We start from the raw sequence: 26,201 nt of genomic DNA, 5'->3' as shown, positions 1-26,201 counted from the left end.
CAGGACCGCCGACATGACCACCACTGATGTCAATACCGCCGCCCCGCAGGCCGAAGGCAGCGAACCCGGCCCGATGAGCCGCGAATGGCACTGGCACCCCGAACTGCCGGTCAAACACGCGCCCTACTGGCACTGGCCGCCCAGGCCCCGCACGCTGGCCAAATGGCTGTGGCAGAACTGGCTGCAGGTCTCCGACCGCTCGATCTACCTGGCGCTGGCTTTTGCGGTGGCCTACTGGCTGCAGCCGGTCACCGCGGCGCAAGCGGAATTCGCCCTGAGCTGGATGGCCTGGGTTTTCCTGCGTAACTGGATGCTGCTGCTGATCGTGGCCGGCGGGCTGCACCTGTGGTTCTACGGCATCGACGGCCAGGGCAAGCTGCTGAAATACGACCCGCGCCCCTATGCCAAGCGCAAGAACGCGCTTTACAAATTCGGCTACCAGACCTGGGATAACATCTATTACTCCATGGTCTTTGGCGCGACCTTCCTGTCGCTGCTCGAATGCGCCCTGCGCTGGACCTACGCCAACGGCTTTACCGGCACCCTCAGCTTCACAGCACACCCGGTGTGGTTCATCGCCCTGTTCCCGGTGCTGGCCATCTGGCAGAGTTTCCACTTCTACGTGGTGCATCTGTTCCTGCATCAGCCCTTCATCTACCGCCATGTGCACGCGGTCCATCACCGCAACGTGAACACCGGCCCCTGGTCCGGCATGTCGATGCACCCGGTCGAGGCGTTCGGATACCTCAGCGCCATCCTGATCGTGCTGGTGCTGCCCAGCCACCCGGTCCACATGACCTTCCTCGGCTACTGGCTGATGCTGGGCGCCGCCTCCTCGCACTCCGGATACGAGGCGATCTGGGCCCGCGACCGCCAGGCCCTGCTGATCGGCGCCTTCTTCCACCAGCTGCATCACCGCTACTACGAATGCAACTACGGCAACGCGGAAATGCCCTGGGACAAGTGGTTCGGCACCTACCACGACGGATCAGAGGAGGCGACCCGCCGCACCCGCGACCGCAAACGGCAGATGCACGCACAGGGCAAGGGCTGACGCCGCTCTGGCCACACGGTTATACATTCCATAGCCCTTTGGCATGGGGAACTCCCCTAGCTTCCTTGGCAACAGAAAAGACCACCCTGCAGGGCGCGCCGCTGGACACGGCGCGCCTTTGCAGTCCGGCAGCCAAGGAGCTACCTCATGCGCCAGACCAATGCCCTGCCGGCAGCCGCCCTATGCACGCCGCAGCCCTGGCTTTTCCGCAGCCGCTCCGTGATACGCGGCGGCCTGATGACCGCAGCCATCCTTGGGCTTGGCCTGCTGCCGGCGACCGCCGCAATGGCCGGCCCGGACCGGCTCCTGCTACTGCTCGGCTCGCGGCATTTCTCGGACGAGGAGTTCGAGGAGTTCAATCCGGGGATTTTTCTGTCCTGGCTGACACCCGGCCGCGACCTGACCCTGGGCGCCTTCCGCAACAGCTATGGGGATCTGTCGGTTTCGGCCACGGCCGGCTGGCGGGTAAACCCGAACTGGACTTTGTTTGCCGGGGTCGCGCATTATCGCAATGCGGATCAGGTGTTCCGCTACCACGCCGGCACGCTGGCCCCCATTGCCGGCGTGCAATACCTGCGCGGCAACCTGTTCGTGAAATACGTGCCGGGCGTCATTGGCGCAGGCCTGGCATGGCCGCTCAATCAAACATGCTGCGCGGCGCGCCGCGCGCGGCTCCGCAGGATGTGATCTATGCGTGAATGCATTCTGCGGTGCAAAGACGCATTCTCTAAGTGACAAAAAACCAGGCCTGCGGACACAACCGCACCGCCAAGCCCCCAAAGGAGCGATGGAAACATGTCCCAGATATCCAGCACCGTCCTGGCGCTGCTCGAATTCCTGTCCTACACGTTTATCTTTGCCGCCGGCGCCGGTGTTTTGTGGCTGGCCGTGCTGTACATCCGCGACAAAACCCAAACCGAAAGCACCCTGCGCCGCAACTATCCTGTAGTGGCCCGTTTCCGTTATTTCTTTGAACATATGGGCGAATTCTTCCGCCAGTATTTCTTTGCGCTGGACCGCGAAGAAATGCCGTTCAACCGCGCCGAACGCTCTTGGGTCTACCGGGCGGCCAAGAATGTGGACTCCACCGTTGCCTTCGGCTCCACCCGCGACTTGCGTCCGGCCGGCACGGTCTATTTTGCCAACTGCCCCTTTCCGACGCTGGAACAGGACGCCAAGGATCCGTCTGCCGTCACCATCGGCCCCTTCGCGCGCCATCCTTACACCACCGACTCGATCTTCAACATTTCCGGCATGAGCTACGGCGCAATCTCGGTGCCGGCCGTGCGCGCGCTGTCGCAAGGGGCCAAGGCTGCGGGCATCTGGATCAATACCGGCGAGGGCGGCCTGTCGCCCTATCACCTGGAAAGCGGTGCCGACATCGTGTTTCAGATCGGCACCGGAAAATTCGGCGTGCGCAAGCCCGAGGGCGGCTTTGACGAGGACAAGCTGCGCAAGGTCGCGGCCTATGAAAGCGTCCGCATGTTCGAACTGAAGCTCAGCCAGGGCGCCAAACCCGGCAAGGGCGGCATCCTGCCCGGCGCCAAGGTGACAGAGGAGATCGCCGAAATCCGCGGCTTGACCCCGGGCGAGGACGCCATCAGCCCCAACCGGCATCCGGAAATCAACAGCACCGGCGACCTGCTGGACATGATCGCCTATGTCCGCGAGGTGACCGGCAAGCCGGTGGGCTTCAAGGCAGTGATCGGCGCCTATGGTTTCATCGAAAGCCTGTGCCAGGAAATTCTGTCCCGCGGGCCGGAAAGCGCCCCGGATTTCATCACCATCGACAGCGCCGACGGCGGCACCGGCGCCGCCCCGATGAGCTTGATCGACAACATGGGAATGCCCCTGCGCGAAAGCCTGCCGCTGACCGTCGACATTCTCACCCGCTATGGCCTGCGGGACCGGATTAAGGTCTGCGCCAGCGGCAAGCTGATCAACCCCTCGGAAGTCGCCTGGGCGTTCTGCGCCGGCGCAGATTTTGTCAACTCCGCCCGCGGCTTCATGTTCGCCTTGGGCTGCATCCAGGCCCTGCAATGCAACAAGAACACCTGCCCCACCGGCATCACCACCCATAACCCCAAGCTGCAGTTCGGCCTTGACCCGGCCAGCAAGGCTGAGCGGGTGGCCTATTACGCCAAGAACATGAAGAAGGAAGTCGGCATTCTCGCTCACAGCTGCGGCGTGCCTGAACCCCGGCTGCTGAAACGCTACCACGCACGGATCGTTCTGGATAACGGGCGCTCCGTCTCGATGGAGGAGCTCTATCCGGTGCCCGCGCAAAAGCAGGCGGCGGAATAGCCCGCCGGACCTCTTCCCTGACCGATTATCAAAGAACAGGAGCCCCCATGCCTGACTCTCATTCCGTGCCTGCCGCCACCAAAGCCTCGGACCTTCTCGTCGCCGCGCTTGAGGCGGAAGGCGTCGACTACATCTTTGCCGTGCCCGGCGAGGAGAACCTCGACGTGCTGGAATCCCTGCGCACCTCTAGCATCGAACTGGTGCTGACCCGCCACGAACAGGGCGCGGCCTTCATGGCGGCCACCTATGGCCGCCTCACCGGCAAGGCCGGGGTCTGCATGGCCACGCTCGGGCCCGGTGCCACCAACTTCGCCACGCCTGCGGCCTATGCGCATCTGGGCGGTATGCCCCTGATCATGATCACCGGGCAAAAGCCGATCAAGAAATCGAAACAGGGCCAGTTCCAGATCATCGACGTGGTGGGGCTGTTCGATCCGATCTGCAAGATGTCCAAGCAGATCGTGCACGGCAACACCATCCCTGCCCTGATCCGGGAGGCCTTCCGCACCGCAGAGGAGGAACGCCCCGGCGCGGTCCTCTTGGAACTGCCAGAAGATATCGCCGCAGAGGACACCGATACATCCGTCCTGCAGCCCCACCCGCGCCACTACGCGGTGGCCGGCGGCACAGTGCTGAACCAAGCGGCGGATATGATCCGGGCAGCCAAAATGCCCTTGCTGCTCTTGGGCGCCGGGGCCAACCGGCGCAAGGCACGCTCCGCACTGTGCGATTTCGCCGATCTGACGCAAATCCCCTTCTTCAACACCCAAATGGGCAAGGGCGTTATTGACGAACGCTCTGACTTGTTCCTAGGCACCGCCGCCCTGTCGGACGGCGATTATCTGCACTGCGCCATCGAACGCGCCGACCTGATCATTAACGTCGGCCACGACGTGGTCGAAAAACCGCCCTTCTTCATGGCCGAAGGCGGCACCAAGGTGATCCATGTGAACTACAAGGCCGCTCAGGTTGATCAGGTCTACTTCCCGCAAGTCGAGGTGGTCGGCGATCTGGCCCAATCGATCACCCGCCTGGGGGAAATCCTCGGCGGGCCGCTGGAGTTCGACCGCGGCTATTTCCAGCGCATCAAGGCGGAAACAGATCATCACATCGCAGAAGGCGCCGATGATCCGCGCTTCCCGGTGATCCCGCAGCGGCTGGTGGCAGATACCCGCAAGGTGATGGGCGACTGCGATATCATCGCGCTCGACAATGGCATCTACAAGATCTGGTACGCCCGCAATTACAAGGCTTACCAGCCAAACACCGTCCTTCTGGACAATGCGCTGGCGACCATGGGTGCCGGGCTGCCCTCGGCGATGATGGCGGCGCAGCTGAACCCTAACCGCCGGGTGATGGCGATCTGCGGCGACGGCGGCTTTATGATGAACAGCCAGGAGCTGGAAACCGCAGTGCGCCTCGGCCTCAACCTGGTGGTCACGGTGCTGAATGACAGCTCTTACGGCATGATCCGCTGGAAGCAGTCGCACGCAGGCTTTGGCGACTGGGGGTTGGAGTTCAATAACCCTGATTTCGTGCAGTATGCCAATAGCTATGGTGCCACGGGGCATCGGATCGAGCGGACAGAAGACCTCGCCCCAACCTTCGAGAAAGCCTTTGCCGCAGGCGGTGTGCATCTGATTGATGTCCCCGTCGATTACAGCGAAAATCAGCGCGTCCTGATTGATGAACTGGCAGCAAAGGTGTGCCTGATATGACCGGAACCGTGGACGTCGTGAATCCCTACAGCCTGGAACGCATCGGCACTGTCGAAACCAGCAGCTGGGACCAGATCGACGCAATGCTGGACACCGCACATGGACTCTACCGCCAGCGCGGCAGCTGGCTGCCTGCCTATCAGCGCATTGATATCCTTAAGAAAACCACCCGCCTGATGGAGACCCGCTTTGACGAGCTTGCGCTGCTGATCGCCAGCGAAGGCGGCAAGCCGCTGGTCGACGCCCGCGTCGAGGTCAAACGCGCCATCGACGGGGTCGGCCTTTGCGTGCATGAGATCGGCCAGATGGCGGGCAAGGAAATCCCGATGGACCTGACCGCCGCGGGTGCCGACCGGATCGCCTTTACCCAGCGCGAGCCGATCGGCGTGGTGGTGGCCGCCAGCGCCTTCAACCACCCGCTGAACCTGATTGTGCATCAGGTGGCGCCCGCGGTGGCCACTGGCTGCCCGGTGATTGTGAAGCCCGCAATGGATACGCCGCTGTCGTGCCAAGCCTTTGTTGCCATGCTGCATGAGGCCGGCCTGCCGCAGGACTGGTGCCGCCCGGTGGTCTGCAGCAATGAAGTGGCCGAGCAGATGATCACCGACGCCCGCGTCGGCTTCTTCTCCTTCATCGGCTCGGCCCGCGTCGGCTGGATGCTGCGGTCCAAACTCGCCCCCGGCACCCGCTGCGCGCTGGAACACGGCGGTGCAGCCCCGGTTATCGTTGGCGAGGATGCCGACATTGACGCCATGATCCCGGCGCTCGCCAAGGGCGGTTTCTACCACTCCGGCCAGGTCTGCGTCTCGGTCCAGCGGGTCTTTGCCCCCGCCGCCAAGGCCGACGAGATCGCGCAAAAACTGGGCCAAGCGGCACAAGCGCTGAAGGTCGGCGACGCCACTGATCCTGCAATCGACTGCGGTCCGCTGATCCGCCCTGGCGAGGTTGACCGGGTCGAGCAATGGGTGAACGAGGCCGTCAGCGGCGGCGCCAAGCTGCTGGCAGGCGGCAAACGCCTGGGCGAAACCACCTATGCCCCCACCGTGCTGCTGGACCCGCCCGCGGACGCCCGCGTTTCGCAGCTGGAAATCTTCGGCCCGGTAATCTGCGTCTACAGCACCGCCAGCATCGCAGAAGCCTTTGAAACCGCAAACAATCTGCCCTTCGCCTTCCAGGCCGCGGTCTTCACCCAAAGCTTGGACACCGCCATGCAGGCCGTGCGCCAGCTTGATGCCACCGCTGTGATGGTCAACGACCACACCGCCTTCCGCGTCGACTGGATGCCCTTCGCCGGCCGCCGCCAGTCCGGCTACAACACCGGTGGCATCGGCTACACCATGCATGACATGACCCAGGACAAGATGGCGGTGATCAAGCTCTGATCCTGCCGCGCCGGGGCGCCTCATGCCCCGGCGCGAAACATCCCGTTGATCCCTTCCAGGGCCGACCCCAAGAGCTTGGCAAACTCACTCGCCAATGCCGAGGGCGGCCGGTGCGCAGGCTGCATTACCGAGACCTCCAGCGCCACGCCCGGCCGGAACGGGCGGAACACCACCGGACGCGGATCGGGGCGCATATTTACATAACCGGCCGCTGTGATCGGATCGCACACACAATAGCACAGCCCCTTCTCCACCAGCGTCAGCGCCGGGTGAAAGGTCCTCAGCTCAAACCGGTGCTCGAACTGAGCCTTCTGCGCCTCGAACGCACGCAGGGTAGCAATCAGGTTCGGATGCCCCTCCTGCAACGCCGCCATCGGCTTGCCCGACAGATGCCGTGCTTCCACGGCCTTCAATTCTGCCAGCGGATCGCCCGCAGGGATCGCGCAGACGCAGTCCATCTGGAAATCCACCGTCTCAATCGCTGCTGAAGGCTTTGGTGTTTCACCCAGCCCGATGTCATACTGCTGCGAGGCCACCCATTCCTCGATCACCGGCGAGGCCCGCATCATCAGGGAGGCCCGCACCTCCGGCTTGTCCTGCAGGAACTCTCCCAGCAGCTGAGGCATCAGCAGGCTTGCCGCCGCAGGCATACAGGCGATGTTCAGCCGCCCCTTCGCCAGTGCCCCGATCTCGCGCATGGTGCGGGTCGACAGCGCCAGCCGGTCCAGGATTGCCTCCGCCTCGCCCAGGAAGTACTGCGCCTCGGGCGTGGGGGCCATTTTCCCGCGCTGACGACGGAACAGGCTAATCCCCAGTTCCGTTTCCAGGTTGGCAATCAGCGCCGAGACCGCAGGCTGCGTCCGCCCCAGAATTCGCGCCGCATCGGACACCGATCCGGTCCGCATCACCTCCCGGAAGGCCTGCAACTGGCGAAAGCTCAAATTCATGATGATTGATTTCCTTCATCTTTTTCAAAAGTCATAAAGCAACCCTATTCCTCAATCAATTTAATCGCTTTGACTTAATACCCCCCGCCCGCAAGTTTCCCTGCCACGGATGCACCGCCTGTATCCGCCCAAAAGGGAGGGGAACATGACACGCGCCTTCAGTGTGCTGCTGACAGTGCTGATCTGCCTGGTGGCGCTCGGCCAATTCGTCCAGGTGATCACCCGCTACGTGCTGGAAATCCCGGTGATGGGGCTGGAGGAGAGCCTGCTGTATCCAACGCTCTGGCTCTACATGCTGGGCGCCGTGAACGCCTCGCGCGAGAACACCCATATCCGCGCCAATGTGCTGGAAATCTTCCTGTCCACCGAGCGCCAGCATCAGGTGCTGGCCATCATCGGCGAGGCGATCAGCCTGGCTGTCGGCCTCTGGCTCACCTCCTGGGCCTGGGACTTCTGGAAGTATTCTCAGCGGGTCTGGCGCGAAAGTCCGACGCTCTACCTGCCGACTTTCTACGTCGATGCCGCCCTGTTCATCGGCATGGTCCTGATGATGGCTTTCACCGCCTGGCACCTGGCCCTGCACATCCGCGCCCTGTTCACCCCCCTTCCGGCGCAAAAGGAAGCCTGAGATGATCGAGATTGCCCTCCTTGCCGTTCTGGTCCTGGTTCTCTTGCTGACTCTGGGCGTGCCGCTCCCCTACTGCTTCGGCGCCGGTCTGATGGTGATGTATTTCGCCGGCGACGTGGTGATGAAAGGCAACATGCTCTGGGGCTTCCAGCAGCTCGGCAACCCGGTGCTGCTGGCGATCCCGCTGTTTGTCCTGGCCGGCACGATCATGAGCGTCTCCGGCATCGCCGCATCGCTCCTGAATTTCGTCAATATCTTCATCGGCCACCTGCGCGGCGGGCTGGGCGTGGTTGCCACCGTCTCCTGCGCCCTCATTGGCGCAATCTCCGGCTCCGGCCTCACCGGCGTGGCCGCCATCGGCCCGCTGCTGATCCCCGAGATGGAAAAACAGGGCTACCCCCGCGAATATGCCACAGCCCTCATCGCCAATGCCTCGCTGCTGGGCCTCTTGATCCCGCCCTCGGTCACCATGATCGTCTACGGCTGGGTCACCGATACCTCGATCCTGGCCTGCTTCCTGGCCACCCTCGGCCCTGGCCTCTTGATCATGTCGAGCTTTTCCGTCGTCAACATCCGCATGGCCCGCAAGTTCCCGCTGCAGCTGGCTGAGCCGCCCAATGGCGCCGCCTTTGTAGCGGAAGCCACAACCCGCGGGCTCAAGGCCACCCCGGCGCTCTTGATGCCGGTGATCATCCTCGGCGGCATCTACGGCGGCATCATGACCCCGACCGAGGCCGCCGCCGTTGCCGTGATCTACGCAGTGCCGGTCGGCTTCCTGATCTACAAGGGCCTCGACATCCGCACCTTCCTCGGCGCCGGGCGCGAGGCGGCAACCTCTGTCGGGGCGATCATGCTGATGATCCTGTTCTCGATGATCCTCAGCCAGATGTTCGTGCTGGAAAGCGTGCCGCAAGCAATTGTCGAGGGCATCTTCTCGATCACCGAGAACAAAGCGCTGCTCTTGGTCCTGATCAACATCCTGTTGTTCCTGGTCGGCATGGTGGTCAACGACGTAACCGCCATCATCCTGATTGCGCCGCTGCTGCTGCCCCTGATGCAGGCCATCGGCGTCAGCCCGATCCAGTTCGCTGCGATCATGGGCGTCAACACCGCGATGGGCGGCGTCACCCCGCCCTATGCCTCGATCCTCTACCTCGGCGCCCGCGTCGGCCAGGTGCCGGTCACCCGCGTGATCCGCCCGGCCATGACCCTGATCCTGCTCGGCTACCTGCCGGTGGTGTTCCTGACCAGCTTCTGGCCGGACCTGTCGCTCTGGCTGCCCCGCGTCTTCGGCTACTGACCCGGCCCCCCCAAAAAAATTTCATCATCACTCACGGAGGAGAAAACCCATGATGACATTCCTGAAATCCACCTGCATGGCCGCCGCCCTGGCCGCCACCGCCGGCATGGCCGCCGCGGACACGCTGAAGCTCAGCCACATCCGCCCGCAAGGCGCCACCATCGACAACGAGCTGCGCGCCTTTGCCCAAGGCCTGTCCGGCGCCACCAGCGGATCGCTGGAGCTGAACCTGTTCCCGGCTTCGGCGCTCGGTGACTACACTTCGGTGCAGGAACGCATTTCCGTCGGCGCAATCGACATGGCCGTGCAGCCCGCCGCCACCGCCGTCGACCGCCGGATGCAGATCTCGGCCTTCCCCTATGTCGCCTCCAACTGGGCCGAGGCCAAGAAAATCTACGGCCCCGGCGGCGCCATCTATGACGCGATGAAAGAGCTTTACGCCAAGCAGGACATCACCATGCTGGCCGCCTATCCGGTTTATTTCGGCGGCGTGGCGCTGAACACTGATGCGGTTGACCCCGGCAATCCTTCCGCGGCCAAAGGCATCAAGGTCCGCGTCCCCGGCATCAAAAGCTTCCAGCTGACCGCCGACGCGCTTGGCTACATCTCCTCGCCGATCCCCTTCTCCGAAGCCTTCACCGCGGTGCAAACCGGCGTGGTTGACGGCGTCGTGGGTTCCGGCGCGGAAGGCTATTATGCTTCCTTCCGTGATGTGACCTCCACCTATGTGCCGGTGAACACCCACTTCGAAGTCTGGTACATGATCATCAACTCCGGCACCTTGGCAGAGCTGAACGATGAGGACCGCGCCGCCCTAGAGCATGCCGCCGTGGAATTCGAAGCCAAACGCTGGGAAACCGCCGAGGCCGACCAGGGCGCATTCGAGCAGAAGCTCGCGGACAATGGCGCCAAGATCGTCTCGCTGAGCGACGCCGAGCTCTCCGCCACCGCAGAACACGTGCGCGCCCAGGTCTGGCCGCAGGTGCTTGAGGACGTGGGTGCCGATTGGGGCCAGGCCATCCTTGACAAGATCGCCGAGTAAGCCAGTCCCGCACTTGGGAAAGGCGCGCCCTCCCCGCCGCCTTTCCCTTTTTCCCAATCCCCGACGGAGACCCGCCGATGTTCCGATCCCTGCGTTCAGACAGCGCGCCCAAGGTCACGCTGACAATCAACGGCCAGGCCGTGACCGCCGCCGCCGGGCAATCCGTCTGGTCCGCCATGGCGCTTTGCGGCCAGCCTGTGACCCGCCGTGCCGCGCTGTCCGGCAAGGACCGCAGCGCCTATTGCGCCATGGGCGTTTGCTTCGAATGCATGGTGGACATTGACGGGGTCCCCAATCAGCAGGCCTGTCTGCGCCGGGTGGCCGAGGGCATGATCATCACCACCCAAACCATCGCCGAAGACAGCGAGGCACCCGATGCAGGCCTTTGACTGCGCTATCCTCGGCGCCGGGCCTACCGGCATGGCCGCCGCCATCGCGCTATCCAAGGGCGGCGCCAATGTTGCCGTGCTGGACCGCGGCACCCGCGCCGGCGGCCAGATTTACCGCGCCGCCGCTTCCAACCCGCTGCCGGACGCCAGCGTGCTGGGGCCGGATTACACTGCCGGCGCCGCCCTGATTGCCGAATTCAACCGCGCCGAGATCACCCGTTTCACCGGCGCCGACGCTTGGCACCTGGGCGATGACGGCCGCGTCCTGTTCTCGCATTTCGGCGACACCCATGAACTGCACTGCCGCGAAATGCTGCTCTGCCCCGGCGCGATGGAGCGCCCGATGCCGATCCCCGGCTGGACTCTGCCCGGAGTGATGACCGCCGGCGCCGCCCAGGTGATGCTGAAATCCGATGCCACTGTGGCCGATGGCGCCGTCTTCGCAGGCTCCGGCCCGCTGCTCTATCTGATCGTGGCGCAGTACCTGCGCCTTGGCGTGCCCGTCGCCGCCCTGGTCGACACCACCCCGCGGCAGAACTACCTGAACGCGGCCCCGCTGCTGCCCGGCGCCCTGCGCCAGGCCGGGCAGCTGAGGAAAGGCCTCGCCCTCCTGCGTGAGATCCGCGCCTCGGGCGTTCGGCAGTACCGTTTTGCCGAAAACCTGGAAGTGCTGGGAGAGGACAAAGCCGAGGGCCTGCGTTTCACATCAGGCGGCCAAACTCATGAGATCGCCGCAGAAACCGTCTTCCTGCACCATGGCGTCCAGCCCAATCTCAACATGACGCGGGCCATGGATCTGGCCCACCGCTGGAACCCGCAACAGCTCTGCTGGCAGGTCGAGACCAGCGAATACGGCCAGACCTCCGTGCCCCATGTCTCTGCCGCAGGCGACGGCGCCGGGATCATCGGCGCGGACGGCGCCCGCATCGCAGGCCATCTTGCCGCGCTCAACATCCTGCACCGCCTTGGTTCCTTGAGCGAGGCAGAGCGCAACCGCCAGGCCGCCCCCGGCCTTGCGAAACTCGCCGCCATGGCCCCGTTCCGCGCCTTCATCGACCGCCTGTACCGCCCGGCTGACGCGCTGCGCCTGCCGCAAAACCCGGACACTTTGGTTTGCCGCTGCGAGGAGCAGACGCTGGCGGACCTCCGCGCAGGCTTTGATCAAGGTGCCCGCGACCCCAATGCGCTGAAATCCCTCACCCGCTGCGGCATGGGCCCCTGCCAGGGCCGCCAATGCGGCCATATGGTGGCGGCCCTGCTCAGCCAGTGGCGCAATGAGCCGCCCGAGCCTGTCGGTTACTACCGCCTGCGCAGCCCCCAGCGCCTGCTGACGCTGGATGAGCTGAGCCGCTTCCAGGCCGTGCCCGCCCCCGCGCATGCGGAGGCCGCGGAATGAAGGCCGACGTCCTGATCATCGGCGGCGGCATCCAGGGCTGCGCCACCGCCTATCACCTGGCCCGCCGGGGCGCCTCGGTGATCCTGCTGGAGAAAGACTATGCCAGCCGCCATGCCTCTGGCGTCAACGCGGGCGGCGTGCGCCTCCTGGGCCGCGACATGGCCGAGGTGCCGCTTTCGAAGGCCTCGATGGAACTGTGGCAAACCCTGGACCAGGAGCTGGGCCATGAGACCGGCTTCCGCCGCCAGGGCGTCATCAACATCGCCGTGGACGCCGCCGACATGGCCACCCTGCGCGCCCGCGAGGAGCGGATGCACGCCGCAGGCTACACCCACGAGCGTATCCTCAGCCGCGATGACCTGCTCGACCGCCTGCCGCATGTAAACCCGGACTGCGCCGGCGGCGCCATATCGGAGCAGGACGGCTACGCCATCCCCTACAAAGCCACCAGCGCCTTTCGCCTGGCCGCCGAACGCCACGGCGCGCAAGTCATGGAAGGCGAAGAACTTCTCAGCCTGCGCCGGATCGGCCCCGCCTGGCTCGCCCAGGGGGGCAAGGACCGCTACGAGGCAGAGACCGTCGTCAACTGCGCAGGCGCCTGGGCCGACCGCATCGCGCTGATGATTGGCGACAACGTGCCGCTCAGCCACGCCGCGCCGATGCTGATGATCACTGCCCGGATGCCGCAGTTCGCCGCCCCCGTGGTCGGCGCCGTCAGCCGCCAGCTCAGCTTCAAGCAATTCGAAAACGGCACCGTTCTGATTGGCGGCGGCGCCAAGGGCTTTGCCGACCGCGCAAATAACCGCACACGGCTGGATTACGCGAAACTCGCCTCTGCCGCCCGCACCACGGCAGAGTTCTTTCCGATCATGCGCCGCGCCGCCATCAACCGCATGTGGGCGGGGCTCGAGGCCTATATGCCCGACAACCTGCCGGTGATCGGCCCGGCTGCAAACGCAGACCGTGCCTTCCACGCCTTCGGCTTTTCCGCTCATGGTTTCCAGATGGGACCCATCATCGGCCAGGTGATGGCCGATCTGGTGCTGAGCGGCCAAAGCCGTTTCAACCTTTCCCCCTTCCGCATCAACCGCTATGACCGCAAGGTTCTTTGACCAGAGGAAACTTTCCCATGACCATCACCCGTATCGGCACCACAGCCCGCGCCAGCAAAATCGTCAAGCATAACGGTGTCGTCTACCTCAGCGGCCAGGTGTCCGAAGCCGAAACCGCCGCCGAACAGACCCGCGAGATCCTGGCCAAGGTCGACGCCCTGCTGGCAGAGGCCGGCAGCGACAAGACCCGCCTGCTGCAGACCGTGATCTGGCTGTCCGATATGTCCTATTTTGCCGAACTGAACGAGGTCTGGAACGCTTGGGTCCCCGAAGGCCACGCCCCGGCCCGCGCCTGCGGCGAAGCCAAGCTGGCGCGCGAGATCCTGAAAGTCGAGATCATCGTCACCGCCGCCTGCGACTGAAAAATTGTCAGCTGACAATTTATGCGTGTGCCGGACCTGCCCAAGGCCCGGCACTTTTCAAGGCGTCCTCCGCCGCCCCGGCCGACCACGGCACAGATGATCAGCGCACGCCCGTTCCTGGCAAGGGGAAAATTTTGCCCCCTGGTCAGCCGGCACGCTCTTCAGGAGGTGCGAACACAGCACCAGTGCCGATTAAGACACCGCCGCCGCAGCTGGCTTTTCATCCCGGGGCGGAATGCCAAATTTGCGCGCATATTCCCGGCTGAACTGGGTCGGGCTTTCATATCCGACGTCATAGGCCGCAGAGGCCACCGATTTGCCGCCTCCCATCAGCAGGCGACGCGCTTCCATCAGCCGCAGCTCCTTTTGGTATTGCAGCGGCGTGGTCGAGGTCAGGGCCTTGAAGTGCTCATGGAAAGTCGATTGGCTCATCCCGGCCGCCGCCGCCAGATCCGCCACCGGCAAGGCAGACCTGAAACCCTCGCGGATCAAGGCAATCGCCTTGGAAATCCGGCTGGCCGGACTTTCGTGCAGCAGCAGCTGGCGCAGCATCCCGCCGTGCCGGGCGCGCAGCAGCCGGAAATGGATCTCCTTCAGCACCAGCGGCGCCAGCGCCTGCACCTCTACCGGATCCTGCGCCAGCCGGAACAGACGTGCCATGGCATCAAACAATGCCGCATCGCCATCTGCCACGCTCATGGAATGGGACGCCCGCTCCTGATCCTGGTCCTGCAGGGTGCCGGTCTCCTCATACAGGCTGCGCACCATGGCCAGGTCCAGCTGTAAGGCCAGCGAGACATAGGGCCGTTCGGGAGCGGCGTCGATCACCCCGGCCGTCACCGGCAGCGCGTGGCTGACAATCAGCGACTTCCCCGCGCCATAGCGGACAGTGCGGTCCTCCAGATGCGCCTCCTTGGCGCCCTGCAGGACCAGGCACATGACCGGCTCATAGATCATTGCCTGGAATTCGGTCCGGGTCTCGCTGCAGAATGCAAACAGCCCGCTCACTCCGGTTTCGCAACCGGTCTCAAGCGCGCCCCGCTCACGGACAAAGGCAGAGACATCGGAAATCAGCGTCTGCGGCACCATCGGCAGTCCTCCTGTTCTGTCAGACTATAGGCGCGCGTGGTTTGGTAAAGAACCGCGAAACCCACCATCCCGGAGGATCAGGCAGATCATCCGGAGGATCGGGCAAGGGGATCGGCCTGGCAGGCTCTACCTTGGTGCCATCAAGATTGCAGGAGCCAGGACTATGCCGCAAGCCATTCTGATCACCGGTGCTTCCTCAGGGATCGGCAAGGCCGCCGCCCGCCTGTTCGCCGGGGAAGGCTGGAACGTTGTTGCGACCATGCGCAATCCGGCTGATGCAGGGGTCCTGGCGGATCACGGTAATATCCTGATCGCGGCGCTGGATGTGACCAAGTCCGGAACCATTGCAAATGCGGTGGATCAGGCGCTCAGCACCTTTGGCCGGATCGACGTGCTGCTGAACAATGCAGGCTACGGCGCCTATGGACCGCTGGAAGCCTTTTCCATGGATCGGATCGAACGCCAGTTCGATACCAATGTGATCGGGCTCTTGGCCGTCACCAAGGCAGTGCTGCCTCACATGCGGGCGCAAAAGTCCGGGACCATCGTCAATATCTCCTCAATCGGCGGCCAGATGACTTTCCCGCTGGGCACGCTGTACCATGGCACCAAGTTTGCCGTCGAAGGCCTGTCCGAAGCCCTGCATTACGAGCTGGAAGCCTGCGGTATTCAGGTCAAGATCGTCGAGCCGGGCATGATCAACACCGATTTCGGCGGCCGGTCGTTCGACTTTGCAGTGGATGAGGGCATGCCCGAATACATGCCCGTCGTGGCAGGCATGCAGGCAGCTATGGGTGCTTTCGGCGCGCAGGCGTCTGAGCCGGAGCTGGTGGCAGAGGTAATCAAAACCGCCGTGACGGACGGCACATCCCGGCTGCGCTACCGCGCGGGGGCGGATGCTGAGGCACTGCTGAGCGCCCGCAAGGCGCAGGATGACGAAACATTCATCGGCGGCATCAAGGCGGGCATGGGGCTGTAAGGCAGCTCGTTCCCGCACAACAACAGGGAGGAAAAGCCATGTACGGACAAGCACTTGCAGCAGGCGGACTGGCGGTTGTCACGGGCGGCGCCAGCGGCGTTGGACTGGCGGCGGCAGAACGCTTTGCCAAGGCCGGGCTGGGTGTGGTTCTGGCCGATCTGCCGGGCGAGGCGCTGGATCAGGCCGCGGAGAAGCTGCGCGGCCAGGTTCAGCCAGGCACGCAGGTTATGGCGGTTCCCACCGATGTCAGCGACGCAAAGGCGGTTCAAGCTCTAGCAGATGCGGCCTTTGATGCCGGCGAGGTGGCGGTGCTGATGAACAACGCAGGCATCGCCCGTCCTTCCGGCAGCTGGGAGGAGCCAGACGCCTGGCGTGCAATGATCGAGGTGAACCTGTTTGGCGTTTTGAACGGGGTGCAGGCCTTCCTGCCCCGGATGATCGCTGCCGCGCGCCCTGCGGTGGTGGTCAACTCCGGATCCAAACAGGGTATCACCACGCCGCCAGGCAACCCGGGCTACAACGTCTCCAAGGCCGGCGTTAAGGTTCTGACCGAGATGCTGGCCCATGACCTGCGGCAGGCAGAGGCGCCTGTCTCTGCGCATCTGTTTGTGCCGGGCTTCACTTATACCGGCATGATCGCGCGCTTCATGCCTGAAAAGCCCGCCTCGGCCTGGACCTCAGATCAGACCGTCGATCACCTGCTCACCCGGATGGAGGCCGGCGATTTCTATATTCTTTGCCCGGACAACGACGTGACACCCGAACGCGACAGGCGCCGGGTGGCCTGGGCCCTGGGCGACATCCTGGAAAACCGCCCGGCCCTGTCGCGCTGGCATCCCGATCACGCCGATGCCTTCGCCAAATTCGAACAATCCTGAACCAGAACTTCCAGCCAAGGGGAGGCCCCACAGCCATGGCAATTTCACTGAAACTCAACGGCCAGACGCATGAGGTCGAGGCCGAACCCGGAACCCCGCTTTTGTGGGTGATCCGGGATGAACTGAAACTGACCGGCACCAAGTTCGGCTGCGGTGTTGCCGCCTGCGGCGCCTGTACCGTGCATCTGGACGGGGAGCCCGTGCGCTCCTGCCAGACCTATGTGGAGGACGCCGAAGGGTCCGAAATCACCACTATCGAAGGCTTGAACTCCAAGGCCGCGCAGGCGGTGCAGGCCGCTTGGGTGGAGCTGGACGTGGTGCAATGCGGCTATTGCCAGTCGGGCCAGATCATGTCCGCCGTCGGGCTGCTCAGCGAGAACCCCAAGCCGACGGTCGAGGAGATCGACGATTACATGAACGGCAACGCCTGCCGCTGCGCCACCTACCAGCGCATCCGTGCCGCGATCCTGCATGCATCCGACATGATGGAGGCCTGATATGACCCTGAACACCTCCCGCCGCGGTTTCCTGAAAACCGCTGCCGCCGCCGCTGCCGTTCTCTATGTCGGCGCCCGTCCGGATGGCGCCTTGGCCGCGGGTTCCGCACCGGCGCAGCTGAACCCCTTTGTGAAGATCGACGCCGGCGGCACCGTCACCGCCATCGTCAAACACTTCGAGAAGGGCCAGGGCCCGGCCACCGGCCTCACCACCCTGATCGCCGAGGAATTGGGTGTCTCGATGGAGGACATCCAGTACGAATTCGCCCCCTCCGACCCGTCGCGCTATGCCAACCTGGCGTTTGGGCAGTTCCAGGGCACCGGCGGCTCCACCGCGATGGCCAATTCCTATCTGCAGTACCGCCAGGCCGGCGCCGCCGCCCGCGAGATGCTGATCAAGGCCGCGGCAGAGACCTGGGGCGCGGATACCTCTGCATTGTCCATCGAAGACGGCATCATCAAGGGTGCGGGTCAGCAGGCGCCAATTGCGGACTTCGTAGGGGCCGCTGCACAGATGGAGGCCCCGGCAGAGCCGCGGCTGAAAGATCCCAGCGAATTCCGGCTGATCGGCAACGCCAAGGTCAAGCGCAAGGACTCGCCTGCAAAAACCAACGGCACCGCACAATACGCGATGGACCTGCACCTGCCGGGCCAGATGGTGGCAGTCATTGCCCGCAGCCCCCGTATGGGCGGACTGGCGACCGGGTTTGACGATGCGGACGCTAAGGAGGTCAAAGGCTACATCCGCGCCGCCGTGCTGCCCAACAAGGCGGGCGTTGCGGTCTATGCCGAAAACACCTGGGCCGCGTTCCAGGCGCGCGAGGCGATCAGCGTGGACTGGGATTTCTCTGCCGCTGAAAATCGCAGCTCGGATCAGATCCGCGAGCAACTGCTGGCCGCGGTGAACGCAGACCCGGAATACAACGTCAATGGTGCCGACCAGGCGGCAACCGCCGCCCTGATCGACGGCGCGGACAAGGTGGTCGAACAAACCTTCTACTTCCCGCTGCTGGCACATGCGCCGATGGAGCCGCTCACCTGCACCATCGAGGCCGATGAGGATGGCGGCATCATTCTGCATGACGGTGCCCAAATGCCAACCGGCCCGCATTTCGCAATGGCCGAGATCTTTCAGCTGCCAATGGAAAAGATCCGCATCAACACGATGCTGGCCGGCGGCTCCTTTGGCCGCCGCGCCACGCCGACCGCGGATTACCAGGTGGAGGCGGCACTGGCCTTTGCCCTGACCGACCGCAGCCGCCCCGTGAAACTGGTCTGGTCGCGAGAGGATGACATCACCGGCGGCTATTACCGCCCGGCAGTGGCGCATAAGGTGCGCGTGGGACTGGACCCGGATGGCAATATCGCCGGCTGGGAGCACCGCATCGCAGCGCAGTCGATCATGAAAGGCACCGCCTTTGAAAGCATGATCGTGCACAACGGCGTCGATCACAGCTCAGTCGAGGGCGTGACCCAGAACCCTTATCAGATCCCCGGCCAGTTCATCGGCCTCAGCGATGTGGCCAAGGCGACCTCGGTTCTGTGGTGGCGTTCTGTCGGCCATACTCACACGGCCTATGTGATGGAAACCATGATGGATGAGGCCGCCCGGGCTGCCGGCCGCGATCCGGTGGAATTCCGCCTGGCGCTGCTGCAAGGTGGCGGCGCGGATCAGCAGCGTCTGGCAGGCGTGCTGAAGCTGGCCGCTGAAAAGGGCAACTGGGGCCAGGCGCCTGAGGGCCGCAGCCAGGGCATCGCAGTCCACAAGAGCTTTGGCAGCTATGTGGCAGAGGTGGTGGAAATCTCCGGCACCGCCGATGACGGGGTGCAGATCGAAAAGGTCACATGCGCGGTGGACTGCGGCCTGGCCGTCAACCCGGATGTGGTCAAGGCGCAGATGGAAGGCGGCATCGGCTATGGCATCGGCCATGTGATGCGGGACGAGATCACCCTGACCGAAGGCATGGTAGACCAGTCCAATTTCCCGGACTATGAACCGCTGCGGATTGGCGACATCAACGCAATCGAGGTCCACATCGTGCCCTCCGCCGAGGCGCCTTCCGGCGTGGGCGAGCCCGGCACACCGCCCTCGGCCCCGGCCCTGGCCAACGCGATTGCGGCCACAGGCCTGCGGGTTACGGAACTGCCGATGAACCTGAACGGCGTCAGCTTCGCCTGACCCGCAGCCCGCGCCAGGCAGGATTGCCTGGCGCGGGCCTGCAGATCACACCAGCCCCATCGCCACCGCCGATTTCGGCTCGATCCCAAGTTCCGCAAACCCGGCGACATTGGCATGGGGGATATTGTCCTGCTGCATCAGCGCAATCTGCGCCTGCGTCACCGGCGGATGCGGCAGCGGGGAAAGCAAGGCCGCCCCGATCCGCCATAGTGCAAAGGGCACCGGCAGCAGCAAGCGGCGGCGCCCGCTGCGCGCAATCAGCCGCTGCAGGATCTCGCGGTAGGCAAAGATGTCGGGTCCGCCCAGCTCCAGCACATTCCGCCCGGCCCGGCCGCCTTCGGCAATGCGGCAGACCGCTTCGGCAACATCCCCGGCCCAAACCGGCTGCAGCCGGGTGCGCCCGGCGGCGAACATCGGAATGACAGGCAGCCGCTCAACGATCCTTTGCAAGTCCCCGAAAAACGCGCCGCTGCGGCTGAACATGACGCTGGGGCGCAGAATGACCGCGCCGGGGCAGGCGCTGCGTACTGCTGCCTCGCCCTCTGCGCGGGCCCGGACATAAGCCGAAGGCGATCTCAGGCTGGCCCCGATGCCGGAGATGTGGATCAGCCGCTGCCCGCTGTTCTGCCTGACCAGCCGGGCAATTCTGCGGGCTGCCTCAGTGTGGATATCCTGAAAGCTCTCACCGCCGGTTTCGCTGTAATATCCGATGCAATTGACCACCGCGCTGCATCCCGCCACGGCCTGCGCCAGCGCATCCTGGCTGCTGAGGTCTGTCTGCACCGGGCGGATGCCGCTGTCCTGAAACCCACTGCAGGCAGCGGCTTTGCCGGGGCTGCGGGTCCCGGCCCGGACGGTGCAGCCGCGCTGTCTCAGACGGCGGACCAGCCGCCGCCCCAGAAATCCGGTGCTGCCAAGCACAATCACGGTCCGGGCGTTGGTCAACAAGAAAGACGCTCCGCTGCAAGGAACCGCAGGCTGCCCGGTTCCGCACAGTGCGCGGACCGGGCTGAAACAACCCGCAGCTGCGCCACCACATAGCGCGCCAGCCAAGCCAGGCCACCAGGTGCGCTATCCTTTCAGCCGCAGATTGCCCGGATCAAATGGCGCGTCTTCCAGCACCCGGGCCGTCAGCTGCTTGCCCAGCACCTCCACCGACAGCCCGCCGCGCGCCGACCGGTCCCGCAAATACGCCAGCGCCAGCGTTTTGCCGGTCCGGTGGCCATGGGCAGCAGAGGTGACGATGCCCACCACCCGATCCCCCTGCAGCACGCCATGGGCATAGAAGGGATCGACCGCCCCGGTCTCAACCTCCAGCAGCACCATGTCCCAGCGGCCGTCTGCTTCCATCCGCTGCGCCAGGGCGTCCTTGCCGGTGAATTCATGGTCCATCTTGATCATGACACCCGCACCGGTTTCCGCAGGCGTGCGTTCGGTGGTGAAGTCAGCGCCCCAGGCGCGATAGCCCTTCTCCAGCCGCATGGAGTTCATCGCATAGGCGCCGAACAAGCACAGCCCGTACGGCTGGCCAGCAGCCTCCAGCGCCAGAAACAATTCCGGCATCCGGTCAGCCGCCACATGCAGTTCCCAGCCCAGTTCCCCCACGTAAGAGACACGAAGCGCCCGCACCGGAATGCCTGCCACGGTGATCTCGCGCACCGACAGCCAGGGAAAACCAGCGCCAAGATCCGCCTCTGTCAGACCGGCCAGCACATCGCGCGATTTCGGCCCCATCAGGCCCAGCACGCCGAAATCTTCGGTGACGTTGGCAATAGAGACCTCAAACCCTTCTGAGCGCGCCTGCAGCAGATCCGCGTCCATCTCTTCAGCGGCCGCTGCGCAGGTCAGGTAGATATGGTCCTCCGACAGCACTGAAACAGTGAACTCGGACTGGGTACCCCCTGCAGGGGTCAGCGCGTGAGTCAGTCCGATGCGCCCAGTTTTTGGCGCCCGATTGGCGCCAAAGGAGTTGACGAATGCACGGGCCTCCGGGCCTGTGACGTCGAATTTCGAGAACACCGACAGATCCGCCAGACCGACGGCCTCTGTCACCGTCCGGCATTCCTGCGCCACCGGCTCGAACCAGTTGGAACGGCGGAAACTGGGCACCGCTTCATCCCCAGCCTTATCCGAGAACCAGTTGGGGCGTTCCCAGCCATAGGCCGCGCCCATAACTGCGCCTCGTTCAACCATCAGACCGTGGATCGGCGACAGCCGCTTGCCGCGGGCGGCGGGGCGTTCCTCATGCGGATAATGCACGCCGAACTGCAGACCAAAGCACTCGATGGCCTTTTCCACCCGGTAATCCCGGTCCGCCCAGCTGCCGAACCGGCGGCTGTCCACCGCCAGCGCATCCATCGGCGGTGCGCCGTGGGTCATCCAATGAGCCAGGAACCAGCCCGCGCCGCCGCCTTCCATCACGCCCATGGAGGAGCCGGTCAGCAGCCAGGCGTTTTCCAGCCCATGCGCCGGGCCGATCAAGGGGTTGGCATCGGGGGTGAATGTAATCGGGCCGTTCACAACCGATTTCACCCCGCCCGTTTCCAACGCTGGAATACGCTCCATCGCGGCCATGATGATGTGCTCCACCCGGTCCAGGTCCGGCGGCATCAGGTCGGCGCCGAAATCTGGCGGGCAGCCGTCGATCGACCAGGGCTGGGCGTCTTTTTCATAAGGACCAAGGATCAGCCCGTCGCGCTCCTGCCGCACGTACCAGCTTTCTTCCGGATCGCGGATCATCGGCAGCTCGGGCAGGCCCTTGGCAATGCGCTCAGCCACCGCGGGCACCGTATCCGTCACCAGATACTGGTGCAGCACCGGGACAGAAGGGATGTTCAGCCCCATCATATGCCCCACTTCCCAGCCCCAAGTGCCGGCCGCATTGACCAAGTGCCTGGCGCGGATAGTGGTTTTCTCCGTCTCCACCACCCAGACGCCATCTTCGCGCCGGATCGAGGACACCGTGTTATAGCGCAGGATGGTGGCACCATTGGCCCGTGCCGCCTTGGCCATCGCATTGGTCGCCAGCGAGGGGTCCACATGGCCGTCATCCGGTTCATAAATGCCGCCAAGGATGCCTTCGGTACGGGCCAGCGGGTGCAGACGCTCCACGTCATCCGGTGTCAGCATCTGCAGGTCATAACCGGTAAAGCGGCTGAGGCCCGCGACATGGGCAAATTCATCCATCCGGTCCGGGTTCGAGGTGATCCGCATCGCGCCGGAACGGTGGAAACCGCAAGTGTCGCCGGTCTCTTCCGGCAGGATGTCGCGATAAAGCCGCACCGAAGTTGCCCGTAGCTCCTGAATGGTGGGGTTATGGGCAAAATGGGTGCACAGCCCCGCCGCGTGCCAGGTGGAGCCGTGGGTCAGGTCGTTCTTCTCGGTCAGCACCACATCGGTCCAGCCTGCCTTGGCCAGGTGGTACATCAGCGACACCCCCATGGCGCCGCCGCCGATGATCAGGACATTTGCGTTTGTGGTGGTCATGCTTTCATCCGTTCGCCAGAGGGGTCAAAGGGCGGGCGCCTGAGCGCCTCTGCGGCGTAGCGCTGCCCTGCGATGTCTATTTCAAAGACCCGCGCACAGGTCTGGGCCGGGGTCTCGCCCGGCTGCACCTCGACCAGCGCCAGCGCCAGGGTGAGGCCGGTGCGTGCCCCGCGCCCGCCCGAGGTGGTGAAACCCACGATGCGGCCATTTTCCAGAACCGGCTCGTCATGCAGCACCAGCGGGTGGCCGGGCAGACTGAACAGAACCATCCGGCGGCTGAGGCCCGTTTCCCGCTGCGCAGCCAGAACAGGTTTGCCGAGAAAGTCCTTGGACCAGTCGATGGTGAAGCCCAGTCCGGCCTCCAGCGGCGTGATCTCCGGCCCCAGATCATGGCCCCACGCGCGGAACCCTTTCTCGATCCGGCAAGCTTCCAACGCGAAATGGCCCATCGGCCGTACTCCAGCCACGCGCAGTGCATCAAACACCGCACCGGCCCCAGCAACAGGGACCGACAGCTCCCAGCCCAATTCGCCAACAAAGCTCACCCTTGTGGCCCGAACCGCCTGCCCCGCTACTGTTACGTCGCGGGCGGTGGAGAAGGGAAAGGCCGACCAATCATCACGGCCCAAGCCCTCCATCACCGCCCGCGCGCCGGCGCCCATGACGCCGATCACACATTCCTGTTCCGTCACATCCGTGACTTGCACATCCCGGCCAGCGGCATGGCGGCGCAGCCAGGCCAGGTCTTTGCGCCGGGTGGCCGCGCCGGAGGTCATCCGGAAGTGATCTACCGCCAGACGGGTAACAGTGACATCCGCCTCGATCCCGCCCTTTGCATTCAGCATCGGCGTATAGACCGCGCGGCCAGGTTCCACATCCACGTTGCCCGCCGCCAAATACTGCATCAGCGCCAGCGCCTCCGCCCCTAGCACGTCAAACTTGCCAAAGGGGGAGAGGTCTAGCATCACCGCGCCTTCGCGCATCGCCGCCGCCTCGCGGGCTGCAATCGGATACCAGGGCTGATCGCCTACCGAGTAGGGCAGGTTGCGCTCGCTATCGTCCCGCGCGTACCAAAGCCCGCGCTCCCAGCCCGCAGTCAGGCCGAAATGCGCCCCCGCCGCAGCCCAGCGGTCATGCAAGGCCGATGTGCGCAGTCCACGGCCCGCCTTTGGCTGCTTGAACGGCCAATGCAGGGCAAAGGCATCGCTGACCGCCTCTTCCATCCGGGTCTCGATATGCGCCTGCCCGGCGGCTAACGGATCAACACGGGCAATGTCCACTTCCCACAGATCCATCGGCGGCTCATCCGCCAGCATCCAATCCGCCAGCACCCGGCCCACCCCGGCGGAGGACATTATGCCCACCGAGTTCATCCCCGCAGCCACATACAGCCCATCCACCTCTGGCGTCTGGCCAATCAGCGGGCGGGTATCGGAAGTGAAACTTTCCGGCCCGTTCATGAAATGCTGAATGCCGGCGCTTTGCAGCCCCGGAACCAAGGCCAGCGCCGCCTCCATAAAGGGCATGAACTGGTCCCAATCCTCAGGCATCTCCAGGAACGGGCGGTCGCCTTCCGGCCCGAAGGCATCCCAAACCTTGGCCCACGGCTCAAAGCCGCCAAAGACCAGCTTGCCCGCGTCGCCCTTCACGTAAATTCCGCAGTCCAGGTCGCGCAGCACCGGGTAGGGATTGGGCAGGCCCGCCATCGGTTCCGTCACCACATACATGTGTTCAACCGCCTGCAAGGGCAGCGCCACCCCGGCGGCATCGGCCAGCCGTTTCGACCAGGCCCCGGCACAGAGCGCGACCTGATCGGCCAGCAATTCCGCACCATCGCCAAGGCGCACCCCCTTGCAGGTGCCGTTCTCCACCAGCAGCGCCTCCACCTGCACGCCCTCGCGGATCACCGCGCCCTTAGCGCGCGCTGCCTTGGCGTAGGCCATGCACAGGTCGACCGGGTTCACATTGGCGTCTTCCTCAACCCGCAAGGCGCCGACGACCCCTTGCAAGTCCAACCCCTGCACATCAATCCCTTCCGCCCCGACGATAGAGGGCGTCAATCCGAAATGCCGCCCCAGCGCGGCGATCCGGTGCAGCTCATCCATCCGCGCCTCTTCGCGGGCAATCCAGTAGCCGCCGGTCTGGCGGTAGCCCGTGGAGAGCCCCGCTTCCTCCTCCAGCCTGGGGAACAATTCACCCGCATACATCGCCAGCCTGGTCATGTTCGGCGTCGCCCGCAGCGGCCCGACGATGCCCGCGGCGTGCCAGCTGGTACCGCTGGTCAGCTGGTTGCGCTCCAGCACGGTGACCTCGGCCCGCCCGGCCAGGTGATAGGCCAGCCCCAGCCCGATCGCGCCGCCGCCAATGATGATGATCCGCGCCATAACCGGCACTCCCTGATGTTTGACGCAGGATTGACTTGGCCGCAGGCGCAGCACAAGAATTTGCTCCGACAATTAGAAAGACTAATGAAAGCCAGAAATAATGAAGAAAACGCAGGCGGAATCGGACGTTAACCTGCTGCGCGCGCTGGAAGTCTTTATGGCCGTCGCCGATTCCCGCCATGTGACGGCGGCTGCGGCGGCCCTGGGGATGACCCAGTCGGCGGTGTCCCAGCAGCTGAAGAAACTGGAATGGGCGCTGGATGCACCGCTGTTCAACCGCGCCCGCCGCCCGCTGGAGCTGACCCACGCAGGCGACATCCTGCGCCGCCGCGCCTTCCGGATCCTCAGCGAGGTAGAGGACCTGCGATCAGAGCTGCGCCATGTGCAGTCCAGCTCGATCCCGATCCTGCGGGTGGCCTTACTGGCCTCAATTGCCACCACGCTCACCCCCGGCCTGCTGGACATGGTGCGGGGCGGGCTGGGCATCCCCGAGCTCAGCCTGTCGGCGGGGTTGGCCACCGATCACCAGGCCGCGCTGAACGCCCGCAGCATCGACATCGCTATCACCTCCGACCCGCAGTTCGACCTGACGGACTACACCTGCACACCCGTGCTGGAAGAACCGTTTTTCCTCGTTCTGCCAACGGATTACAATGGCCCCACGGATGACATTCACGCACTGTCGGAACACCTGTCCCTGGTCCGTTTCAGCGCCGATGCTCCGGTCGGGCGGCGCACCGACCAGCACCTGCAGCGCTGCCGCCTGGACCTGCCGCGCTCGATGGAGGCAGACCGCGCTTCGATGGTGGTGGCGGGGGTGATCACCGGCAAATGCTTTGCCATCCTGACGCCCTCGCTGCTGATCGACGCAATCGCAGAGGGCATGGCACTGCGGATCGAACCCTTGCCCTTTGCCGGCTTCAAACGTTCTATCGTGGCAATCCACCGCACTGGCGAGCTGGGCGGGATCCCAACCCAGGTTGCGCAGGAAAGCCGCCGCCTGCTGCAGCACAGCTTCGAGCGGCTGCTGCCCCGCGCAGCGGACCGTGTTATCTACCCCGCCTAATCCGCATCA

The 26,201-nt window shown here is 64.6% G+C and carries 22 protein-coding genes; 17 read left to right on the top strand and 5 right to left on the bottom strand.

Translation table 11 applies throughout. The features are described 5' to 3' along the window. Window positions 1–13: 13 nt before the first annotated feature. The 5 genes from ACXAEK_RS00700 to ACXAEK_RS00680 all read left to right on the top strand — a co-directional run bounded on the left by ACXAEK_RS00700 (window position 14) and on the right by ACXAEK_RS00680 (window position 6,458). Window positions 14–1,054 (top strand): sterol desaturase family protein, encoded by a 1,041-nt coding sequence (locus ACXAEK_RS00700; protein WP_475039151.1) that lies wholly within the window; start codon window positions 14–16, stop codon window positions 1,052–1,054. 147 nt (window positions 1,055–1,201) lie between these two features. Continuing rightward, window positions 1,202–1,741, top strand: a complete 540-nt coding sequence (locus tag ACXAEK_RS00695) for a hypothetical protein (RefSeq protein WP_475039149.1) — start codon at window positions 1,202–1,204, stop codon at window positions 1,739–1,741. Between the two features lie 108 nt (window positions 1,742–1,849). Continuing rightward, window positions 1,850–3,358, top strand: a complete 1,509-nt coding sequence (locus ACXAEK_RS00690; protein ID WP_475039147.1) for an FMN-binding glutamate synthase family protein — start codon at window positions 1,850–1,852, stop codon at window positions 3,356–3,358. Window positions 3,359–3,405: 47 nt separating this feature from the next. Beyond that, on the top strand, window positions 3,406–5,076 hold the full coding sequence (locus tag ACXAEK_RS00685; RefSeq protein WP_475039145.1) for an acetolactate synthase large subunit: 1,671 nt from the start codon (window positions 3,406–3,408) through the stop codon (window positions 5,074–5,076). After that, window positions 5,073–6,458, top strand: a complete 1,386-nt coding sequence (locus tag ACXAEK_RS00680; protein ID WP_475039143.1) for an aldehyde dehydrogenase family protein — start codon at window positions 5,073–5,075, stop codon at window positions 6,456–6,458. The genes ACXAEK_RS00685 and ACXAEK_RS00680 overlap by 4 nt, the downstream gene beginning before the upstream one ends. Before the next feature lie 20 nt (window positions 6,459–6,478). Here ACXAEK_RS00680 and ACXAEK_RS00675 read toward each other — a convergent pair whose 3' ends face one another. Next, complete coding sequence (locus tag ACXAEK_RS00675) at window positions 6,479–7,405, bottom strand: LysR substrate-binding domain-containing protein (RefSeq protein ID WP_475039142.1); 927 nt, start codon at window positions 7,403–7,405, stop codon at window positions 6,479–6,481. A gap of 145 nt (window positions 7,406–7,550) precedes the next feature. Here ACXAEK_RS00675 and ACXAEK_RS00670 point away from each other — a divergent pair, with 145 nt between their 5' ends. The 7 genes from ACXAEK_RS00670 (at window position 7,551) to ACXAEK_RS00640 (ending at window position 13,634) form a co-directional block, all read left to right on the top strand. After that, window positions 7,551–8,033, top strand: coding sequence for a TRAP transporter small permease (locus ACXAEK_RS00670; protein ID WP_475039140.1), 483 nt, complete (start codon window positions 7,551–7,553; stop codon window positions 8,031–8,033). Window position 8,034: 1 nt separating this feature from the next. Beyond that, window positions 8,035–9,333 (top strand): TRAP transporter large permease, encoded by a 1,299-nt coding sequence (locus ACXAEK_RS00665; RefSeq protein ID WP_475039139.1) that lies wholly within the window; start codon window positions 8,035–8,037, stop codon window positions 9,331–9,333. Window positions 9,334–9,382: 49 nt separating this feature from the next. Further along, the gene (gene dctP, locus ACXAEK_RS00660; RefSeq protein WP_475039137.1) at window positions 9,383–10,375 is read left to right on the top strand and encodes a TRAP transporter substrate-binding protein DctP; all 993 of its coding nucleotides are present in this window, start codon (window positions 9,383–9,385) and stop codon (window positions 10,373–10,375) included. Window positions 10,376–10,452: 77 nt separating this feature from the next. Further along, complete coding sequence (locus ACXAEK_RS00655) at window positions 10,453–10,764, top strand: (2Fe-2S)-binding protein (protein WP_475039136.1); 312 nt, start codon at window positions 10,453–10,455, stop codon at window positions 10,762–10,764. Continuing rightward, window positions 10,751–12,160 carry an FAD/NAD(P)-dependent oxidoreductase gene (locus ACXAEK_RS00650; RefSeq protein ID WP_475039134.1) on the top strand — a complete coding sequence of 470 codons (1,410 nt, stop codon included), beginning with the start codon at window positions 10,751–10,753 and terminating at the stop codon, window positions 12,158–12,160. Before ACXAEK_RS00655 ends, ACXAEK_RS00650 begins: the two co-directional genes overlap by 14 nt. Beyond that, window positions 12,157–13,272 carry an NAD(P)/FAD-dependent oxidoreductase gene (locus ACXAEK_RS00645; RefSeq protein WP_475039132.1) on the top strand — a complete coding sequence of 372 codons (1,116 nt, stop codon included), beginning with the start codon at window positions 12,157–12,159 and terminating at the stop codon, window positions 13,270–13,272. Before ACXAEK_RS00650 ends, ACXAEK_RS00645 begins: the two co-directional genes overlap by 4 nt. Before the next feature lie 17 nt (window positions 13,273–13,289). After that, window positions 13,290–13,634 carry a RidA family protein gene (locus tag ACXAEK_RS00640; RefSeq protein WP_475039130.1) on the top strand — a complete coding sequence of 115 codons (345 nt, stop codon included), beginning with the start codon at window positions 13,290–13,292 and terminating at the stop codon, window positions 13,632–13,634. Between the two features lie 192 nt (window positions 13,635–13,826). Here ACXAEK_RS00640 and ACXAEK_RS00635 read toward each other — a convergent pair whose 3' ends face one another. After that, a complete protein-coding gene (locus ACXAEK_RS00635; protein ID WP_475039129.1) occupies window positions 13,827–14,723 on the bottom strand; it encodes an AraC family transcriptional regulator in 897 nt (298 codons plus the stop codon). A gap of 163 nt (window positions 14,724–14,886) precedes the next feature. On the opposite strand from ACXAEK_RS00635, the gene ACXAEK_RS00630 reads away from it, so the two are divergent. From ACXAEK_RS00630 to ACXAEK_RS00615, 4 genes are read left to right on the top strand one after another with little or no spacing between them, the layout of a single operon-like run. After that, entirely contained in the window at window positions 14,887–15,702 is an 816-nt protein-coding gene (locus ACXAEK_RS00630; RefSeq protein WP_475039127.1) for an SDR family oxidoreductase, read from the top strand. Window positions 15,703–15,740: 38 nt separating this feature from the next. After that, window positions 15,741–16,580, top strand: a complete 840-nt coding sequence (locus ACXAEK_RS00625; RefSeq protein WP_475039126.1) for an SDR family NAD(P)-dependent oxidoreductase — start codon at window positions 15,741–15,743, stop codon at window positions 16,578–16,580. A 35-nt stretch (window positions 16,581–16,615) separates the two neighbouring features. Beyond that, window positions 16,616–17,077 carry a (2Fe-2S)-binding protein gene (locus ACXAEK_RS00620; protein WP_475039124.1) on the top strand — a complete coding sequence of 154 codons (462 nt, stop codon included), beginning with the start codon at window positions 16,616–16,618 and terminating at the stop codon, window positions 17,075–17,077. A 1-nt stretch (window position 17,078) separates the two neighbouring features. After that, the gene (locus ACXAEK_RS00615; protein WP_475039123.1) at window positions 17,079–19,256 is read left to right on the top strand and encodes a xanthine dehydrogenase family protein molybdopterin-binding subunit; all 2,178 of its coding nucleotides are present in this window, start codon (window positions 17,079–17,081) and stop codon (window positions 19,254–19,256) included. A 45-nt stretch (window positions 19,257–19,301) separates the two neighbouring features. Here the strand turns inward: ACXAEK_RS00615 and ACXAEK_RS00610 are convergent, their stop codons facing one another. The 3 genes from ACXAEK_RS00610 to ACXAEK_RS00600 form a co-directional block, all read right to left on the bottom strand. Continuing rightward, window positions 19,302–20,201 carry a complex I NDUFA9 subunit family protein gene (locus tag ACXAEK_RS00610; RefSeq protein WP_475039121.1) on the bottom strand — a complete coding sequence of 300 codons (900 nt, stop codon included), beginning with the start codon at window positions 20,199–20,201 and terminating at the stop codon, window positions 19,302–19,304. 126 nt (window positions 20,202–20,327) lie between these two features. Then, window positions 20,328–22,742, bottom strand: coding sequence for a GcvT family protein (locus ACXAEK_RS00605; protein ID WP_475039119.1), 2,415 nt, complete (start codon window positions 22,740–22,742; stop codon window positions 20,328–20,330). Continuing rightward, the gene (locus ACXAEK_RS00600; RefSeq protein ID WP_475039118.1) at window positions 22,739–25,126 is read right to left on the bottom strand and encodes a GcvT family protein; all 2,388 of its coding nucleotides are present in this window, start codon (window positions 25,124–25,126) and stop codon (window positions 22,739–22,741) included. The genes ACXAEK_RS00605 and ACXAEK_RS00600 overlap by 4 nt, the downstream gene beginning before the upstream one ends. A gap of 100 nt (window positions 25,127–25,226) precedes the next feature. Here ACXAEK_RS00600 and ACXAEK_RS00595 point away from each other — a divergent pair, with 100 nt between their 5' ends. Next, the gene (locus tag ACXAEK_RS00595; RefSeq protein WP_475039116.1) at window positions 25,227–26,192 is read left to right on the top strand and encodes a LysR family transcriptional regulator; all 966 of its coding nucleotides are present in this window, start codon (window positions 25,227–25,229) and stop codon (window positions 26,190–26,192) included. Window positions 26,193–26,201 lie beyond the last annotated feature (9 nt).

Source organism: Leisingera sp. ABM4_101, assembly GCF_056158725.1.
This window is presented reverse-complemented; position numbering and strand designations above follow the sequence as displayed.